We start from the raw sequence: 17,946 nt of genomic DNA on the forward strand, positions 1-17,946 counted from the left end.
CCAATCGAAGGCGGAGTCAATCGTCGGGCACACCATCAGCGCAGTCGGGGTCGGGCAGACCCCGTGACGACAGACCATGCCTCGAGCATCCGTTCCTTGGGACAGCCGAGAGGCCTCCCACACAGCCGAACCCATACTCGCGCATATTTGATCTTTCACGTTGGTTAGGTATTCGTCCATCGCTCGCACTCCAGGGAGTGTCGTCACTCGTAGCCGGATATAGGTGGGCAGGAGGGCCTCTCATCTCTAGCCGGAAAGGTGATGCGGTGGTGCCCACTCCCCGCGCAGCCCAGTCGCGCTCCAGGGCTATCCACACTCTTATCCACAGGTTCCATCCAGGGGCTTGCACATCGGAGTGACGGGATGACCGAAGACGAACGGGGACCCTGTGGATAGCGATTCGGATCACGCTGCCAATAGGTTCTGCTTTGGTGATGGTCCGCAAGGATGATGACAGGGAGCGGGGAGCACCAATGTGTCTGGTTCGCGTGGTGAGGCTACTTGCCAGGGATGCTGGTTGTCAGCGCACTTCGGTAGATATCGACGCTAGAACACCATATTGCAGACGACCCGCGACTCGAAGACTTCGGGTAGTGCGCCATGGCAGCAGAGCACGATGTCAACGCTCCCGGAGGCTACCCTCCGGTCATGGCTAACCTATGGATCGGTCTGCGATGTAGAGCGTGCGACCCCCGCACATTATCGACAGGACTTATCAACACGGTTATCCACAGGGACCCCTCCGCGGCTGCAACGCCAGGGTTCGAAGTTGTCCACAGGTAGCCGAAGGATATCGGCCCCAACTTTTGAGCTCCGACCGCTGGTCCATGTCGGTTCATTTGGAACCAAGTCTCAGATTCGTCTTCCGGAGTCTCGAACAACTCGGCGACGCCAAGTTCAGGTTCCACCGTGCGTTCAGTCTCCTGGCTCGTCAGTCCTCCCGTCGGCCGTCGCCATCTGAGACTGAAGAGCGGTCATCGGGCGGCGGGTCCGAATCCAAGGTAGACGCGGAACTGCGTCATGCGAGAAGGCGCGCTCTCAAGCGTTGACTGCGGCAAACCCATGCCGGGGCGAAGACGAGACAACGCTCGAGGAGGTGCGGAGGTGGCGTCAGCCAGATGGTCCATGGATGTTTCACGTGAAACAACCGCCCTAACCACTGCAGACACCTTGGCCCCCGTGCGTATATCCCTCTGCCCCAACGATCGCAGCCCGCTGGTCATCGGTGCCAGATGGATACGAGCAAAGAGAAGAAGCAATCCCAGCATCCGCTGCAACACGGCATCACGGCTCCGATCGGGGGCAAATCCGGTGATCCCATTCCAGCCGACCCATGGGAGCGCGCGCTCACGGCCATCAATGCCCGCCCTTCACTTCCATCCGGTTCCTGGAATGCCACTGAGCCACATGCAGTGTGGGAGATTCGGATCACCAACCAAGAGACTCACACGACCTCAACCATGTCCGGTCTGAGACGACCCCCGCTCAATGTGCCTCTAGGCCCGCCAGTCCCCTCTGCCTGCACCAAGGTCAGGTGTCAGTCGCGCTCCCTCGTCTTGCGCGTACTCCCCGTGCGAGCCAACCCGAACATCTTGGCGGCTCCCGGGACGCGGACGTAACTGAGCCAAGACGCGCAGCTAGCTGAGCCACCACGTTCTCCTCCAGATGCATCGCGGGAGTTCCGAGGTGCCGCCCGACAAGGAAAGGCTTCAGTTGAGATGGCTGGCAACAGGCCCGCTCAAAGTCGTCATCGGGTCGAACTCATAGCGATCCCCCCGTTGCCCCGCGCGAGGGAGTGCCGCAGACCCCCACACCGGAGAGCCAGATCGTCGAGTTCGATGGGCGCTCCACATTCCGTCGGGTCGGTGCTCGCCGCGGCGTCATCGCCATTGAATCCGGTCCGCTACTCGCACCTGCCCACAGCTTGGTCGAATCTAGACCGATCACTGAGTAAGCCGCGAAAGACCGGCGAGGCTCTGCGTGCACCTCACACCCCGCGTCTCCCGCCGGCATGCGCCAGCCAGCCCAAGCAACCCGGCGAGGACTGATGGTCAAGCCGGCAAAGACTCTGGATTCGCGCTCGTTAGTCCCCTAAGTCCTCTGTCCAGCTATACCGAACCCCAACTACAGCGACGATCATCTGCAAGCTGCCGCCATGCGGCACCGAGGGAACGTCCGCAGCCATGAGCCGGTGTCCGGTTAGCCGGCAGACGGCTATCACACACCTCCGTCGCGTAGTCAGTTGGAAATCGCGGCTGCTCACTACCGCGAAGGAGACCCATTCCGTGGAGTCGGCATTGAAGAACCTCGAAATCTGCCTCCAAGACGAGCTGGTTGTTCGTGTGAATCGCTGGGCGCGGCTAGGTCGCGGTGTGCTCAGACAGATAGTGCACTGAGACGGGCTGCAAGCTAGCGCAGCGGCGCACTCATCTTCTGCTGTTCAAAGAACAACTGCCTTCAGCGAAGGATGGCCGGCCAGGTCTCGGACGACGACAGGAACATGCGCCGCTCCGCATTCCGGAAGATCATTGGAGCATCGCCATCGACCGTCTCCTCTACGCATCGAGGCCCCAAGGATCACCCAGATTTGATGAGCCACACTCACCGTAGCCATTCACATCGCTCGGGCTGAAACTCCTCGTGCCACCCACACCGGAACCGTCCGTCTCGTCCTGACCCGGATGTTCTGCCACAAACGGTCCACAGCACCACATGATTCAAGACATACCTTGGCGACACCGGTTCGTCGAAGGCCCGCGCCGCGACCCAGCAGCTCGTGTCTACCGATCTCGATTGGTATATGTGGACTAGAAAGCCCCGTCGTAACCGAGTCACACATCAGGCTCAGCGGACGTAGCTTCCCCGACGACTGTGTACCTAGCGGACAAGCCGATCGCCGCCCACGCATAAGCGATCGAAGGTTAGTTGAGAGACGAAATCGGGCTCTGAACTCGGCGCTCCACTTCGCTCACACTCCCTCGGTCCAGTCCGGTTCGTCCTGGTGTTTCACGTGAAACAGATGATTCCGCCGAATCCTCTCTCTTACTCCCCAGACCGCGATCCAGACCGCGATTACTCCAGATTGCGATCCGTCGTCCGCGACAGCACCAACGTCGGCCCGCGTCATCGGCCGAACAGACTACCGAGCATGACGCCTCCCAAGTTGAGCACGGACTGACGATCCCACCGAACTGAGTCGGGAAGCCAGCTTCCCCAAAGGCCTCGCCCGGAGAACGGCAAATGACCCTCGCCCCCTCGTCGGCCGGACAATGGGGCATACGCACTCAACACTCACGGATCCACGGCGTAGTAACAGAGAGCGAACGAGAGAAATCACCCGCGGACTAAGAAACCGACGAAGCCACCGACGAGGGCGCTTCTGAACTGTCCACCAATGTCCAGCAAGACAGCAAAGCGGGGGTCCGTTTCACGTGAAACGGACCCCCACTTGCGAGCATTGAGAACTACGAGACTTCGTCGTGCGAAGGAATGCTATTCCTCTTCGGGGCTGATAAGCGTCATGATCCGGTTGAGATCCTCAACCGAAGCGAACTCGATGCTGACCTTGCCCTTCCTCGCGCCAAGAGTGATCTTCACATTGGTGTCGAGTCGATCCGAAAGAGAGGAGGCCAGGAAGTCGAGTCGTTCGTGCCGCGCGTTGTTGCGCGTCGAAGCTCGTCGAGCCTCCTGCGGCTCCTGATAGAGCGCCACGGCTTCCTCGGTTGCTCGAACCGAAAGTCCCTCTGACACAATCTTCTGTGCCATGCGCTCAATCGAAACATCGTCTGGAAGCGACAACAAGGCGCGGGCGTGGCCCGCCGAGAGGACCCCCGCCGCAACCCGACGCTGAACCAACGGAGGAAGCCGAAGCAGGCGAATCGTATTGGACACTTGAGGCCGCGACCTGCCGATCCGGTCCGCAAGCTCCTCATGGGTGGTCCCAAAGTCCTCGAGAAGCTGCTGGTACGCAGCGGCTTCTTCGAGCGGATTCAGCTGACTCCGGTGAAGGTTCTCAAGAAGGGCATCACGCAGCAGAGCATCATCGCCCGTGTCGCGGATAATGGCCGGAATGGCCTCCAGCCCGGCTTCCTTCGCGGCACGCCATCGCCGCTCACCCATGACCAGCTCGAATGATTCACTACCCGATTCGGTTGATTTCCGAACCACGATGGGCTGGAGGATCCCGATCTCGCGAACCGAGTGGACCAGCTCGGCCATTTCCTCCTCATTGAAGACAGAACGAGGCTGCTTGCGATTCGGATGGATCTTCTCGACGGGGAGTTCGGCAAACTGAGCACCCGGAACCTCAACCAGGTCGAGATCATCGGTGTCCCGCTGCTTCGCCTTGGAGCGAGTGGACCTCACAGGCGGCCGCTTGCCTCCATCAACCGACGGCTCGTCAGCCTCAGGAGATGCCGTGACGGGAGTCTGTGCACCGTGGGACTCCTCCCCCTGCCCCGTCACAACCGGCTTCTCAGCTGGCACCCCCTCAGCCGAAGACTGGTCAGTCCTGGTCGTCTCCTCGGACTCGTCCTCGGTCCGCCGCCCCGAATCCGGGAAGAAGAGGTCCACAGGGCGCGCAGGCGCCGTCGAGCCACTGGCCGCCGGAGGTGCACTGGGAATGAGGGCTCCCAGGCCCCGGCCCAGTCCTCGGCGCTTCTCGCTCATGCGGTTATCCTCCCTCACGCCCGGTAGCCGGGCACCTGACTGTTCGAGTCGTCTGCAACGGCATGCGCCGTCGTCCTAGCCCTCAGCGATCTCCGCGGCTGCCTCGAGATACGAGAGCGCCCCCGTCGAGGTCGGGTCGTAGGTCATCACGGTCTGCTGGTAGCTCGGCGCCTCGGAGATCCGCACGGACCGCGGAACCACGGCCTCGAGCACCTGCTCGGGGAAATGCTCGCGCACCTCGGCTGCCACCTGGGCGGCAAGGTTCGTCCGACCGTCGTACATCGTCAGGAGGATCGTCGACACTCGAAGATCGGCATTGAGGTGCTTCTGGATCATCTCGATGTTCTTCAGCAGCTGGCTCAGTCCCTCGAGCGCGTAGTACTCGCATTGGATCGGGATCAGCACTTCGCTCGCAGCGCAGAAGGCGTTGACTGTCAGGAGGCCGAGGCTCGGCGGGCAGTCGATCAAGATGTAGTCGAGCCGCGGAAGACCCTCTTCAGCGCGGGTCACGGCGTAGTTCTCGATCGCCCGGCGGAGCCGCTGCTCACGAGCCACGAGCGAAACCAGCTCGATCTCAGCGCCGGCCAGATGGATGGTCGCGGGGGCGCAGACGAGATTCTCGACCTCGGGGCACTGGGCGATGACGTCAGCGAGGGGTTCGTCGTTGATGAGGACGTCGTAGATGCTCTCGACCTCGGCATGATGCTCGATCCCGAGCGCCGTCGACGCATTGCCCTGAGGATCGATGTCAATCACGAGCACCTGGAGGCCCGCAGAGGCCAGAGCAGCGGCGATGTTCACCGTTGTGGTCGTCTTTCCGACCCCGCCCTTCTGGTTGGACACGGTGAACACCCGAGTTGAGTCGGGCCTGCGGAACCTGCGCCCCTGAAGCCGCTCGCGGCGTCGTGCCTCATTTGCCAGCTGGGAGGCGATAGGGCTGCCCTCGTCAAGGGTCTTCAGGAGGGACTGGTCATCGCGCGGTAGGCTTCCCGGCATCCCGTCGGCTCCCTCCCGAGCCGGATGCGGAGCAGTATCCATGTCGCCGTCCGCCATGGCGCGCGCAGATCCGAGCGTCAGGAAAGGAGGGATCCGCTGGGCCGACGTATCGCCACTGCTCACTGTCAACTCACTCTCGATTCGCGTCAATTGCCTCACACCAGACTAGCGTCTGCGCACGCACTACCGAGGGAGATCAGGATCCCCCGACGACGATCCGCACCACGGTGGTAGGCTCCTCGAGCAGCCCTTCCCCCACTGTGTGAACCTCGGCCGAGTGCCCCTTGAACTTGCGGATGGCCTTGGCAGCCTTCTCCACTTCCTCCGCGGCGCTGCGGCCCTTGATGGCCACGAGCGTCCCCGATCCACCAAGCAGCGGAAGCGTCAAGGGAATGAGCGTCGCCAAGGCGGACACAGCCCGGGCAGTAACAAAATCGACGTCGACCGTCCCGGCCACCTGCTCGGCGCGCCCCCGGACCACCGAGACATTGGTCAGGCCGAGATCCGCGACCACTTCCTCAAGCCAGACCACTCGCCGCTCGAGGGGCTCCACGAGCGTGAGCCGGAGATCCGGCCGAGCGATCGCCAGGCAGAGGCCGGGCAGACCCGCGCCGCTCCCGACATCAGCAAGCGTTGCGCCCTCGGGGAATTCAGACTCGATGACGGCGCAGTTCAGGACGTGCCGGCTCCAGAGCCGCGGCACCTCCCTGGGCCCGATCAGCCCTCGCTCGAGGCCGGAGGTTGCCAGGTGGCCCACATACCGCCTTGCGAGATCGAGGCGGTCGCCGAAGAGGCGTTCAGCGGCAATCTGTTCGGGCTGCGTCAGTCCTGGTGCCGTCCCCACGGCCTGGCTGGGCGACGACTCCTCGACCATGGCTCAGTCCGCCGAGACGACGATGTGACGGGCAGCGCCCTCACCCTCAGACTCGCTGCCGAATCCGAGCTCGGCAACCGAGTCGTGTACGATCTTCCGCTCATACGAGCTCATGGGCTCCAGATGAACGGACCTCTCGCCCGCCTTGACTCGTTCGACCGCCTTCTCGGCGATCTCCTGAAGACGCACGGACCGTTCGCCACGGTAGCCGCTGATATCCAGGACGAGTCGGGATCGATTGCCCGTGGCGGCCAGAACGGAGAGTCGGGTGAGCTCCTGAAGAGCCTCGAGGACTTCACCGTCGTTGCCCACGAGGATGTCCAAGCCCTCGGCCTCATCATCGCCGACCACCGATAGGTAGGAGCGGCCGTTGCGGACCTCGATATCGATGTCGCCGTCGATATCCGCGATATCAAGCAGTTCCTCGAGGTAGTCGGCGGCGACGTCGCCCTCCTCCTCGAGCCGGCTCAGCGGCGTCTCCTCGGCCGCGTCGTCGGCGTCCTCGCCGTCCGAGACCGTCTCGGCGGCGGCGTCGTCGCCGTTCGCGATGTGATCGGCAACTGCGCCCTCAGCGTTCGAGGCGTTCTCATCCGGGTGCTCGACGGCGTCCTCGCCACTGGGCAGATTGACGGCAGTGCTCTCGGAGGTCATGACTTCTTCTTCCTGTTCTTCCGCACCGGCTGCTGACGCTGGGCCTTCGGCTCGGGCGGGGGCGGCATGTCCTCGGGCTTCATGGCCTTGCCGGTGGTCACGTCGATCGGCGCTAGGCCCCTGGCAATGCGGCGCTCGTTGAGGGCTTTCGCGGCTGGCGAGCCGGGGGAAGGCATACGGCGGATCACGTAGAACTGCTGGCCCATGGTCCACAGGTTGGAGATGGTCCAGTAGATGAGCACGCCGATGGGGAAGTTGATGCCGCCGATGCCGAAGACGAGCGGCAGGATGTACAGCAGGATCTTCTGCTGGCGCATGAACGGGCTGGCCATGGCCGCCTCGGACATGTTCTTCGCCATGATCTGCTTCTGCGTGATGAACTGCGACGCGGTCATTGCAATGATCATGAGGATCGACAGCACGGCAACCACCACCGCGTCGCCGCCGCCGCCGTGGAGGAGCGAGGCCGAGAGCGGGGCGCCGAAGATGCTCGAGTTGTGGAACTGATCCACCTGGTCATGGTTCAACGCACCGATGCCGGTGTTGTTCGACTGGGCGTTGCTGATCCCGGAGAGCACACGGAAGAGGCCGAAGAAGAACGGCATCTGGATCAGCATGGGCAGACACGCGGAGAACGGGTTGGTCCCGTGCTGCTTGTACAGAGCCATCTGCTCCTGTGCCATGGCCTGGCGGGAGAGCTGGTCCGTCTTGCCCTTGTACTTCGCCTGAAGCTTCTGCAGATCCGGCTGGAGCAGTTGCATGCCGCGCTGCGCCTTGATCTGCCGCACGAAGACGGGAATGAGCGCGCCGCGGATCACGAGGACGAGGCCGATGATCGAGAACGTCCAGGTCCAGCCGCTCGCGGCGGGAAGGCCGATGAAGGAGAGGGCGTCGTGGAAGGCCACCATGACGAAGGAGACCAGCCACTCGAAGGGCAGAAGTATTGTCCCTAGAGGGTCCATGCGTTTTCCCTGTTTCCTTGTTATTTTCTCGTGTCGTCAGGCTGCGGGCCGTCTTGACCCGCATCATCAGTCCAGAAGCGATCGGGGTGGTTCAGCACCACGATCCTCGGGATGTGGTCCTCCGGCCAGTGCCGATGCCCTTCCGGAACAGGATCGATTCCTCCTGAGTTCCAGGGATGGCATCGGACCAGCCGGTGCACTGCCAGATACGATCCTCGCACAGCCCCGTGCACTGTGACGGCCTCGAGCGCGTAAGCGGAGCAGGACGGGAAGAACCGGCACACCTGCCCGTACAGGGGGGACACAGCGAGCCGGTACGCCTTGAGGAGAAGGATGAGGATCTGCTGCGGCAGCGTCCACACGAAGCGCACGACGACGGTGGCCCACCTCGCCGCGGTTGTTCGGCGCGGCGACCCGCTCACCTCAGCCATCGCTGCCATCCGTGGTCCTCTCCCGGTCGGTCGGCTCCACGCTGCTCCCGCGCGCGCTCTTCTTGTCGCTCTCGCCAGAGCCCCTGTCTGGGGCGCTGTTTCGCTCAAGACGGCGCAGGACTATGCCCAACGCCGACTCGTAGTCCTCACTGAGTTCGGACCAGCTCGCCCCTGACGACGCGGGAAGCGCACGCACAACGACGTCGAGTCCCACAGGCCGGAGACGGACGGTGATGGCCGCGGCCTCCCTCAGCCTCCGTTTAACGAGGTTGCGGGCGACTGCGTTCCCCACTGCCTTGGACACGATGAATCCGAAGCGCGAGGGCTGTCCCTCTGAACGGACCGCATACAGCACGACGTTCCGGCGCCCTTGGCGGACGCCGGAACGAACGGTATGCGTGAAGTCGGCGCCGGAACGCAGGCGGTGGGTCGCAGCGAGCATCAGTTCAGCATCAGCGCGGGCCTGCGGTCGGAGCCGTCCCGGTCAGTACTCAGGCCGAGAGCTCAGTGCGGCCCTTGGACCGGCGGGCCGCCAGGATGGCACGGCCTGCACGGGTGCGCATACGAAGGCGGAAACCATGCTTCTTGGCACGGCGGCGGTTGTTCGGCTGAAAAGTCCGCTTGCTCACTTCTCTCACTCCAGTAGATTGAGCGCGTCTGCCGGACGGGTCGAAGTGCAGGCGGACGCTATGTTCTTGGGGATCTGCCATCCCGCCGCGCCTCATGCCGGCCGCCATAGCGTTCGGTCCCCAAATCAGGGAGCTTCGCGTGGCGTCCGAGGGCATGCGACAGGACCAGTAGGCAGACACAATGGACTTAACGACGTTAGGTCACGAGGGCACGCAGCGTCAATTCGACGGCGCAGCGGAGCGCACCCCACCGTGGGCGCGACCGCGGTCTCGGGATGTCCCCAGCCTGTGTCCAACTCCACTCACAGGCCTGTGGACAGCGGCTCTGCAAGGGAGGCCGTGCGAACTTCACCAGTGTAATTCATTGGGGCCCAGACCCCAGCTATCTTCCGGGTTGTCGGATCCTCTAGGCTGTCTCAGTGCCTTCCTCCACGCCTGTGGGTATCCCTGTGGATGAAAACTGGCGGTTCAGAGGATGAAGGCGCACCGGAGGACCGCAGCCTCCCTGCCCGGACTCGGATTTCCTCGAGTCACAAACGCGTCATAGATGCCAGGCAGCCGGCGTGGTCGAGGAAGCAGTCAGGTAGAGGAGCACATGGGACCACAGGAAGCCGACGAAGCCAACACTCTCGGCAGTTCGTGGCGCCGCGTGGTACGTCTCCTCGATGAGGACGACCGCGTCTCGCCGCGGCAACGGGGGTTCGTCTCGCTTGCGCAGGCCCAGGGCCTCATCGGTTCAACGCTCCTCGTCGCTGTCCCCAATGAGCTCACCCGCGAGGTGCTCCAGGGCCAGATCAAGTCGGCCCTCGACGACGCGCTGCGCTCGGTGTTCTCAGAGGACGTCCGGTGCGCGATCGACGTCGACACCGATCTCGTTCCCATCCGCGAAGAGACGTTCGAGCCGGTCAAGCGCCCGGAGATCCGCGAAGGACTGCGCGAAGACCTCCGCCCGGCGCCAACGCCGCCCACCACTTCTCAGGAAGTCAGCCGACTCAACCCCAAGTACGTCTTCGACACCTTCGTGATCGGCGCCTCCAACCGGTTCGCGCACGCAGCCGCCGTCGCCGTCGCCGAAGCCCCCGCCAAGGCGTACAACCCGCTGTTCATCTACGGCGACTCGGGCCTCGGGAAGACCCACCTCCTGCACGCGATCGGCCACTACGCCCGCCGGCTCTACAACGGGATCCGGGTGCGGTACGTGAACTCGGAAGAGTTCACCAACGACTTCATCAACTCGATCCGCGACGACGAGGGAACGAGCTTCAAGACCACGTACCGCAATGTGGACCTCCTCCTGATCGACGACATCCAGTTCCTGGCCGGCCGCACGGGAACCATGGAGGAGTTCTTCCACACGTTCAACGCCCTGCACAACAGCAACAAGCAGGTCGTCATCACTTCGGACCAGCCGCCCAAGGCGCTCCACGGCTTCGAGGACCGCATGAAGTCCCGCTTCGAGTGGGGGCTCCTGACGGACATCCAGCCGCCGGACCTCGAGACCCGCATCGCGATCCTGCGCAAGAAGGCCAACAGCGACGGCCTCTCCGCGCCGGACGCCGCGCTCGAGTACATCGCCTCGCGGATCTCGGCGAACATCCGCGAGCTCGAGGGCGCGCTGATCCGCGTGACGGCATTCGCAAGCCTCAACAAGCAGCCGGTCGACGTCGCGCTGGCCGAGATGGTCCTGAAGGACCTCATCACGGACGACTCAGCGCTCGAGATCACGGCCGACCAGATCCTCGCCGAGACTGCGGCCTACTTCAAGCTCACGATCGAGGAACTCAACAGCAAGTCCCGGACGCGCACGCTCGTCACGGCCCGCCAGATCGCCATGTACCTGTGCCGCGAGCTCACGGACATGTCCCTGCCGAAGATCGGACAGGTCCTGGGCGGCCGCGACCACACCACCGTGATCCACGCCGACCGCAAGATCCGTGAGCTCATGGCCGAGCGTCGGGCGATCTACAACCAGGTGACGGAGCTGACCAACAAGATCAAGCAGGCCCAGCGCGGCGTCTGAGCGCTCCTCACCTCGCCCGCGCGTGCCTTATTAACAGGACCCTGTGGACAACCCTGTGGACGGTTAAGTGCACATCCCCGCCTGATGGGGTTAAAACCCCCATCAGGCCTGTGGAGACACGTAACTACACGAATCCGGCGATCCACAGGCCACCCCCACTCTGATGGCACACCATCAACACCGGATGAACACCCGACTCCCGCGCGAATCCGCGGCCAGAGACCGTTATCCACAGTTTCCACAGCAGTTATTAACACCATAAATACCAAGAATCTGAAGATCGTCAGATAACAGTTACCCGCCAGCCCTCCGAACCCCCTTCGAACGACCCCGTCGGAGCCCCCTCCCCCGAGCCGATCAGCTTGAACCGGCGAGTACGGTTGGCGCTAAGCTGTGGTCAACTGCGACAGCGATGAAAGGCGGAACGCTTCCGTGAAGTTCCGAGTCGAACGGGATGTCCTCACTGAGGCCGTGAGCTGGGCGGCCCGCTCGCTTTCTCCGCGTCCCCCCGTACCTGTCCTGGCCGGTCTGCTGCTCAAGGCACATGACGGCGTCGTGACCCTCAGCAGCTTCGACTACGAGACCTCGGCACGCTTGGAGATCCCAGCCGAGATCCGCGAGGAAGGCACAATCCTCGTCTCAGGCCGGCTCCTTGCGGACATCTGCCGCAGCCTGCCAGCGGCACCAGTCGACGTCGAGACCGACGGAACCAAGGTCACACTCACGTGCCGCCGCAGCTCGTTCCACCTCTCGACGATGCCCGAGGCCGAGTACCCGCCCCTCCCAAGCCTCCCCGCGATCCTGGGAACCGTCCCCGGTGACTCCTTCGCCAAGGGCGTGGCTCAGGTCACCATCGCCGCGAGCAGGGACGACACGCTGCCCATCCTCACGGGCGTTCGCATGGAGATCGAGAACGAGCTCATCACGCTCCTCGCCACCGACCGCTACCGCCTCGCCATGCGCGAGATCCACTGGCAGCCGACCACCCCCGGCACCTCAACAGCCGCTCTCGTCAAGGCCAAGACGCTCAGCGAAGTTGCCAAGACGCTCGGTGGCGCCGGCGATCTGAGTCTCGCCCTCGCCGATGACGACTCACGGCTCGTCGGCTTCGAAAGCGGCGGACGCACCACGACCTCGCTCCTCGTCGACGGCGACTACCCCAAGATCCGGTCGTTGTTCCCCGAGTCCACACCGATCCACGCCGTCGTCTCCACCCAAGAACTCGTCGAGGCCGTACGACGCGTCTCACTCGTCGCTGAACGGAACACCCCCGTGCGCCTCTCGTTCACCGAAGGCCTGGTGACCCTCGACGCAGGCACGGGGGAAGACGCCCAGGCCTCCGAAGAGCTCGAAGCCCAGCTCACGGGCGAACCCATCGTTGTGGCATTCAACCCGCACTACCTCATCGAGGGCCTAGCTGTCATCGAGACTCCGTTTGTGCGGTTCTCGTTCACGAGCGCACCGAAGCCCGCGATGATCACTGCCCAGCGGGCACTCGACGGTGATGACGAGGGTGACTACCGCTACCTCGTGATGCCGGTGCGACTGCCCAACTGACACGCCGGACGACGCCCACCGCTGCCCGATCTACCTCGACGAAGGGACACCGCATCATGCACATTGGACTCATCGGTCTCGGCAAGATGGGCTTCAACATGCGCGAAAGGCTCCGTCGGGCGGGCATCGAGGTCACCGGCTACGACCGGAACCAGGACCTCGCCGACGTTGCCAGCACCGATGAACTCATCGCCGCGGTGCCCGCCCCACGCATCATCTGGATCATGGTCCCGGCAGGCGAGATCACCGACAAGGTAGTTGCCGAGCTGTCCGAGAAGCTGTCCGAGGGCGACCTTGTGATCGACGGCGGCAACTCCCGGTTCACCGAGGACCAACGCCACGCTGCACTGCTGGAGGACAAGGGTCTGCGCTTCGCCGACTGCGGCGTCTCGGGTGGCGTATGGGGCCTGGAAAATGGGTACGGCCTCATGGCGGGCGGCGACGCGGCAGACATCGAGCGTGCCATGCCGGTCTTCGACGCTCTGCGGCCCGAAGGCGACAGGGCTGACAGCTTCGTCCACGTGGGCGAGGTGGGTGCGGGCCACTACGCCAAGATGGTCCACAACGGCATCGAGTACGGGCTCATGCAGTCCTACGCCGAGGGCTACCAGCTCCTTGCCGCCAAGGACATCATCACCGACCTTCCCGGCACCTTCCGCGCCTGGCAGAAGGGCACCGTCGTGCGGTCATGGCTCCTCGACCTCCTCATCAAAGCACTCGACGAGGATCCGGGCCTGGAGACGATCGACGACTATGTGGAGGACTCCGGTGAGGGCCGCTGGACCGTCGAGGAGGCCATTGCCAACGCGGTGCCCGCGCCGGCGATCACCGCAGCGCTCTTCGCACGGTTCGAGTCGCGCGAGGATTCCTCCCCGGCCATGAAGATGGTCTCGGCGCTGCGTCACCAGTTCGGCGGGCACGCGACGCGCCCCGCCAAGTAGGCAGGGGCGCCGGCGACCGGTGTACGTTGAACGCCTTTCCCTGACCGACTTCCGCTCCTATGCCCAGCTCGACCTCGAGCTGTCCGCGGGCGTGACCGTCCTCGTCGGGCAGAACGGGGTGGGCAAGACGAATCTGGTCGAAGCCCTCGGGCTGCTCTCGACCCTCGGCTCGCACCGGGTCAGCTCGGACGCGCCCCTCGTGCGCTTCGGTGCCGAGCGCGCACTCGTCCGTGCGGGCTTCGTGCGGGGCTCGCAGCGCTCAACCCTCGAGCTCGAGATCCTCCCCGGCAAGGCGAACCGTGGCCGCGTCAACCGCGGCAGCACGGTCCGGGCGCGGGACCTCCTGGGCATCGCGCGGACCGTCCTGTTCGCGCCGGAGGACCTCGGTCTCCTCAAGGGCGACCCGTCGGCGCGGCGGCGGTTCCTCGATGACCTGCTCACTGTGCTCCTCCCCCATCTGGCCGGGACCAAGGCCGACTACGACCGCGTCCTCAAGCAGCGCAACGCGCTGCTCAAGAGTGCCAGGTCCGCGCGGTTCTCCCGCCGCGGTTCCGCCATGGATCCCATGGACTCTGCGGGCGGGGCGAGCGTCGCGTCGACCCTTGATGTGTGGGACAGCCATCTGGCGCGGGCCGGGGCACGTCTGCTCGCCGCTCGGGTGAAGCTCGTCGAGCGGCTGGTCCCGCACATCGATGCCGCCTACGCGCAGCTCACCGACGGTTCCAAGGTGGCTCGCGCCGTCTACCGCTCGAGCCTCGAAGGGGCGGTTCCCGACGAGGAGGAGACGCACGACGGCGACCACGCGCCGTCGTCCGTCGCGTCACCTCGGGTGGGAGCCCAGGCCGCGGACGGCGCTGAGGGCGGCGGACTCTCGGGACTCGGCGTCGACGAGATCGCCGACCGGTTCCTTGGAGCGCTTGCCCAGGCACGTCCGCGCGAGCTGGAACGCGGGCTGACGCTCGTGGGCCCGCACCGTGACGACCTCGAACTCCTGCTCGGCGACGCCCCGGCGAAGGGGTTTGCCTCCCACGGCGAGACATGGTCGTTCGCGCTCGCGCTGCGACTGGCCTCCTACTACGTCATGCTGGACGACTCGACCGTTCCCGGAGACGAGCCGATCCTCATCCTGGACGATGTGTTCGCCGAACTCGACGCAGCCCGTCGTGCACGGCTCGCCGGGATCGTGGCGAAGGCCGAGCAGGTCCTCGTGACCGCAGCGGTCGACGCGGACATTCCGGCTGAGCTGGGCGGCCGTCGGATTCAGGTGGTTCCGGGGGCCATCGTGGATGCGGACGTGGTCGCCAGAGGCGACGGCGATGTCTGACTCCGGGCCCCGGGAAGGCGCCGAGCCCTCGGCCGAGCGGCTCGACGCCGCGCGCGCTGCGCTGAACCGCGTCCGGCAGGCCGCCGAGGCGCGCGGCGAGGTCCGCATGCGCGCGACGGGACCGCTCGTGCGCGATCCGAACGCACCCCGGGCCAGGAATGCGAGGGGCCGGGGCGCCGCGGGGTACAGCGGGCGCGATCCGCAGGGGCTCGGCGCCGTCGTGAACCGCATGGTGGCTGAGCGCGGCTGGAACTCCCCTGTTGCGGTGGGATCGGTCATGTCCCGGTGGCGCGAGCTCGTGGGACCGGAGATTTCCGCGCACTGCACGCCCGAGAGCTTCGAAGGCACGGATCTGCGCGTCCGGTGTGATTCGACCGCGTGGGCGACTCAGCTGCGGCTCCTCGGACCGTCGCTCCTGGACCGGTTCAGGCGCGAGCTCGGGGACGGGATCGTGACCCGCATCCAGGTAGTCGGCCCCACAGCCCCCAGCTGGCGCAAGGGCCCGCGCACCGTGCGCGGGCGCGGGCCCCGGGACACCTACGGCTGATCCGGTGGACGGCGCGTGAGGCGCTCAGAAAGCCGGGAGGCACACTCCCCCTTTGTGGGGCCTCGATGGGGCGCGCCACGGCGCCTTTGCAGGCCTCCCAGCGGGCATTCACCGTGGCGCTGTCCGTCCGGGCACGAATGAACCGGTAGAATCGACATGTTAAGCCCGCCGAACCGAGTCGAACTGAAGAGGGGTCGAAAACGCCTGTGGCTGACGAGAGTCCAGTGGACCCAAACACGCATCAGCAGCACGACGCGCCGGAGGGAGTGGCGCCCTCCCCTGCACCAGATTCCTCGGGGTCCCGCTCGGGATCGAAGGACTACGGCGCCAGCAGCATCACGGTTCTCGAGGGACTCGAGGCCGTCCGCAAGCGTCCGGGCATGTACATCGGCTCGACCGGCCCCCGCGGCCTCCACCACCTTGTCTACGAGGTCGTTGACAACTCGGTCGACGAGGCACTGGCAGGGTACTGCGACCACATCCAGGTGACCCTCCAGGACGACGGCGGCGTGCGAGTCGAGGACAACGGCCGCGGCATCCCCGTGGATGTCCATCCCACGGAGGGCAAGCCCACGGTCGAGGTCGTCATGACGATCCTCCACGCGGGCGGCAAGTTCGGTGGCGGCGGGTACACCGTCTCCGGTGGTCTGCACGGCGTCGGCATCTCCGTGGTCAACGCCCTCTCGACCCGCGTCGACACAGAGGTGCGCCGTCAAGGCCACGTGTGGCGCATGTCGTTCCGCGACGGCGGGCACCCAGTCGGGGGCCTCATCGAGGGCGAGGCAACGGACGAGACCGGGACGATCCAGACGTTCTACCCGGACCCGTCGATCTTCGACGCCACCGTGTTCGACTTCGAGACGCTGCGCGCCCGCTTCCAGCAGATGGCCTTCCTCAACAGGGGCCTGCGGATCACGCTCACGGATGAGCGCCGCGGCGACGAGGAGGAGAGCGAGCTCGCGGGCGAGGAGGAGCTCACCTCCGGCACACCCGCGGAGGCTGCCGCGCGCAAGCACCGGGTCGTCGACTACAAGTACGACGACGGGCTCCTGGACTACGTCAAGAACCTGAACTCGTCGAAGAAGATCGAGGTCATCCACGAGGAGGTCATCGCGTTCGAGAGCACGGACCACGAGCGCAAGATGGCCCTCGAGGTGGCGATGCAGTGGACCACGGCGTACGCCGAGTCCGTGCACACGTACGCGAACACGATCAACACGCATGAGGGCGGGACCCACGAGGAGGGCTTCCGTGCCGCGATGACCTCCCTCATGAACCGGTATGCGCGCGAGAAGGGCATCCTCAAGGACAAGGATGACAACCTGACCGGCGACGACGTCCGCGAAGGCCTCACCGCCGTCATCAGCATCAAGCTCGCCGAGCCGCAGTTCGAGGGCCAGACGAAGACCAAGCTCGGCAACTCCGAGGCCAAGGGATTCGTCCAGCGAGTCGTGACCGACCAGCTCGGCGACTGGCTCGAGCGCAACCCGGGCCCGGCCAAGGACGTGATCCGCAAGGCCCTCCAGGCCTCGCAGGCCCGTATGGCCGCGCGCAAGGCCCGCGACAACGCGCGCCGCAAGAGCCCGCTCGAATCCTTCGGCATGCCGGGCAAGCTCTCGGACTGCTCGAGCAAGGATCCGTCGCGCTGCGAGGTCTACATCGTGGAGGGCGACTCGGCCGGCGGCTCCGCCAAGCGCGGGCGGGATCCCGAGACGCAGGCCATCCTGCCCTTGCGCGGCAAGATCCTCAACGTCGAGCGTGCGCGTCTGGACAAGGCGCTCGGGAACGCCGAGGTCCAGTCCATGATCACCGCCTTCGGCTCGGGGATCGGCGAGGACTTCGATGTCTCCAAGCTGCGCTACCACAAGATCGTCCTCATGGCCGATGCCGATGTGGACGGCCAGCACATCACGACCCTTCTCCTGACGCTCCTGTTCAGGTACATGCGCCCGCTCATCGAGAACGGCTACGTGTTCCTGGCCCAGCCGCCGCTCTACCGCATCAAATGGTCCAACCACGCGCACGACTACGTGTTCAGCGACCGCGAGCGTGACGAGGCCGTCCGGACGGGGGTCGCCAACGGCCAGCGCCTGCCCAAGGAGAACGGCATCCAGCGCTACAAGGGCCTTGGCGAAATGGACTACACCGAGCTCTGGGACACGACGATGGACCCAGACCGGCGCACGCTCCTGCAGGTGACGATGGAGGACGCCGCGGCCGCGGACCAGACATTCTCCGTGCTGATGGGCGACGACGTCGAGTCCCGCCGCCACTTCATCCAGCAGAACGCCAAGGACGTCCGGTTCCTGGACATCTGATCTCGGGCACCAGAAGCAAGTAGACCGG

The 17,946-nt window shown here is 65.0% G+C and carries 14 protein-coding genes; 6 read left to right on the top strand and 8 right to left on the bottom strand.

What is annotated here, in order from left to right; translation table 11 throughout:
• Positions 1–3,492: 3,492 nt before the first annotated feature.
• The 8 genes from RBS60_RS16480 to rpmH form a co-directional block, all read right to left on the bottom strand.
• A complete protein-coding gene (locus tag RBS60_RS16480) occupies positions 3,493–4,668 on the bottom strand; it encodes a ParB/RepB/Spo0J family partition protein (protein ID WP_307958680.1) in 1,176 nt (391 codons plus the stop codon).
• A 75-nt stretch (positions 4,669–4,743) separates the two neighbouring features.
• Positions 4,744–5,664 (bottom strand): ParA family protein, encoded by a 921-nt coding sequence (locus tag RBS60_RS16485; RefSeq protein ID WP_374049298.1) that lies wholly within the window; start codon positions 5,662–5,664, stop codon positions 4,744–4,746.
• A 196-nt stretch (positions 5,665–5,860) separates the two neighbouring features.
• Positions 5,861–6,538 (bottom strand): 16S rRNA (guanine(527)-N(7))-methyltransferase RsmG, encoded by a 678-nt coding sequence (rsmG, locus tag RBS60_RS16490; RefSeq protein ID WP_307958682.1) that lies wholly within the window; start codon positions 6,536–6,538, stop codon positions 5,861–5,863.
• Positions 6,539–6,541: 3 nt separating this feature from the next.
• Positions 6,542–7,189, bottom strand: a complete 648-nt coding sequence (locus RBS60_RS16495; protein WP_307958683.1) for a R3H domain-containing nucleic acid-binding protein — start codon at positions 7,187–7,189, stop codon at positions 6,542–6,544.
• Positions 7,186–8,151, bottom strand: coding sequence for a membrane protein insertase YidC (gene yidC / locus RBS60_RS16500; RefSeq protein WP_307958684.1), 966 nt, complete (start codon positions 8,149–8,151; stop codon positions 7,186–7,188). Before yidC ends, RBS60_RS16495 begins: the two co-directional genes overlap by 4 nt.
• Positions 8,152–8,171: 20 nt before the next feature.
• Complete coding sequence (gene yidD / locus RBS60_RS16505) at positions 8,172–8,582, bottom strand: membrane protein insertion efficiency factor YidD (protein ID WP_307958685.1); 411 nt, start codon at positions 8,580–8,582, stop codon at positions 8,172–8,174.
• Positions 8,575–9,024, bottom strand: a complete 450-nt coding sequence (rnpA, locus tag RBS60_RS16510; protein WP_307958686.1) for a ribonuclease P protein component — start codon at positions 9,022–9,024, stop codon at positions 8,575–8,577. The genes yidD and rnpA overlap by 8 nt, the downstream gene beginning before the upstream one ends.
• Before the next feature lie 49 nt (positions 9,025–9,073).
• Entirely contained in the window at positions 9,074–9,211 is a 138-nt protein-coding gene (gene rpmH, locus RBS60_RS16515; protein ID WP_127513203.1) for a 50S ribosomal protein L34, read from the bottom strand.
• Between the two features lie 595 nt (positions 9,212–9,806).
• On the opposite strand from rpmH, the gene dnaA reads away from it, so the two are divergent.
• The 6 genes from dnaA (at position 9,807) to gyrB (ending at position 17,918) form a co-directional block, all read left to right on the top strand.
• Positions 9,807–11,231: a chromosomal replication initiator protein DnaA gene (gene dnaA, locus RBS60_RS16520; RefSeq protein WP_307958687.1), complete on the top strand. Its 1,425-nt coding sequence runs from the start codon at positions 9,807–9,809 to the stop codon at positions 11,229–11,231.
• Positions 11,232–11,663: 432 nt separating this feature from the next.
• Positions 11,664–12,788: a DNA polymerase III subunit beta gene (dnaN, locus tag RBS60_RS16525; protein WP_307958688.1), complete on the top strand. Its 1,125-nt coding sequence runs from the start codon at positions 11,664–11,666 to the stop codon at positions 12,786–12,788.
• Complete coding sequence (gene gnd / locus RBS60_RS16530) at positions 12,785–13,729, top strand: phosphogluconate dehydrogenase (NAD(+)-dependent, decarboxylating) (protein WP_307958710.1); 945 nt, start codon at positions 12,785–12,787, stop codon at positions 13,727–13,729. Before dnaN ends, gnd begins: the two co-directional genes overlap by 4 nt.
• 19 nt (positions 13,730–13,748) lie before the next feature.
• Complete coding sequence (recF, locus tag RBS60_RS16535; RefSeq protein WP_307958689.1) at positions 13,749–15,053, top strand: DNA replication/repair protein RecF; 1,305 nt, start codon at positions 13,749–13,751, stop codon at positions 15,051–15,053.
• Positions 15,046–15,600 carry a DciA family protein gene (locus RBS60_RS16540; RefSeq protein ID WP_307958690.1) on the top strand — a complete coding sequence of 185 codons (555 nt, stop codon included), beginning with the start codon at positions 15,046–15,048 and terminating at the stop codon, positions 15,598–15,600. The genes recF and RBS60_RS16540 overlap by 8 nt, the downstream gene beginning before the upstream one ends.
• Positions 15,601–15,866: 266 nt before the next feature.
• The gene (gene gyrB, locus RBS60_RS16545) at positions 15,867–17,918 is read left to right on the top strand and encodes a DNA topoisomerase (ATP-hydrolyzing) subunit B (RefSeq protein ID WP_307958711.1); all 2,052 of its coding nucleotides are present in this window, start codon (positions 15,867–15,869) and stop codon (positions 17,916–17,918) included.
• Positions 17,919–17,946: the final 28 nt, after the last annotated feature.

It is taken from the genome of Sinomonas sp. ASV486 (genome assembly GCF_030908215.1).
GTDB lineage: Bacteria > Actinomycetota > Actinomycetes > Actinomycetales > Micrococcaceae > Sinomonas > Sinomonas puerhi.

What these genes read in the sequence shown, in the direction of transcription:
- RBS60_RS16540 (WP_307958690.1), top strand. Translation starts at nt 15,046, where the DNA reads ATGTCTGACTCCGGGCCCCGGGAAGGCGCCGAGCCCTCGGCCGAGCGG.
- yidC (WP_307958684.1), bottom strand. Translation starts at nt 8,151, where the DNA reads ATGGACCCTCTAGGGACAATACTTCTGCCCTTCGAGTGGCTGGTCTCC.
- rnpA (WP_307958686.1), bottom strand. Translation starts at nt 9,024, where the DNA reads ATGCTCGCTGCGACCCACCGCCTGCGTTCCGGCGCCGACTTCACGCAT.
- RBS60_RS16485 (WP_374049298.1), bottom strand. Translation starts at nt 5,664, where the DNA reads ATGCCGGGAAGCCTACCGCGCGATGACCAGTCCCTCCTGAAGACCCTT.
- RBS60_RS16480 (WP_307958680.1), bottom strand. Translation starts at nt 4,668, where the DNA reads ATGAGCGAGAAGCGCCGAGGACTGGGCCGGGGCCTGGGAGCCCTCATT.
- yidD (WP_307958685.1), bottom strand. Translation starts at nt 8,582, where the DNA reads ATGGCTGAGGTGAGCGGGTCGCCGCGCCGAACAACCGCGGCGAGGTGG.
- rsmG (WP_307958682.1), bottom strand. Translation starts at nt 6,538, where the DNA reads ATGGTCGAGGAGTCGTCGCCCAGCCAGGCCGTGGGGACGGCACCAGGA.
- RBS60_RS16495 (WP_307958683.1), bottom strand. Translation starts at nt 7,189, where the DNA reads ATGACCTCCGAGAGCACTGCCGTCAATCTGCCCAGTGGCGAGGACGCC.
- dnaA (WP_307958687.1), top strand. Translation starts at nt 9,807, where the DNA reads ATGGGACCACAGGAAGCCGACGAAGCCAACACTCTCGGCAGTTCGTGG.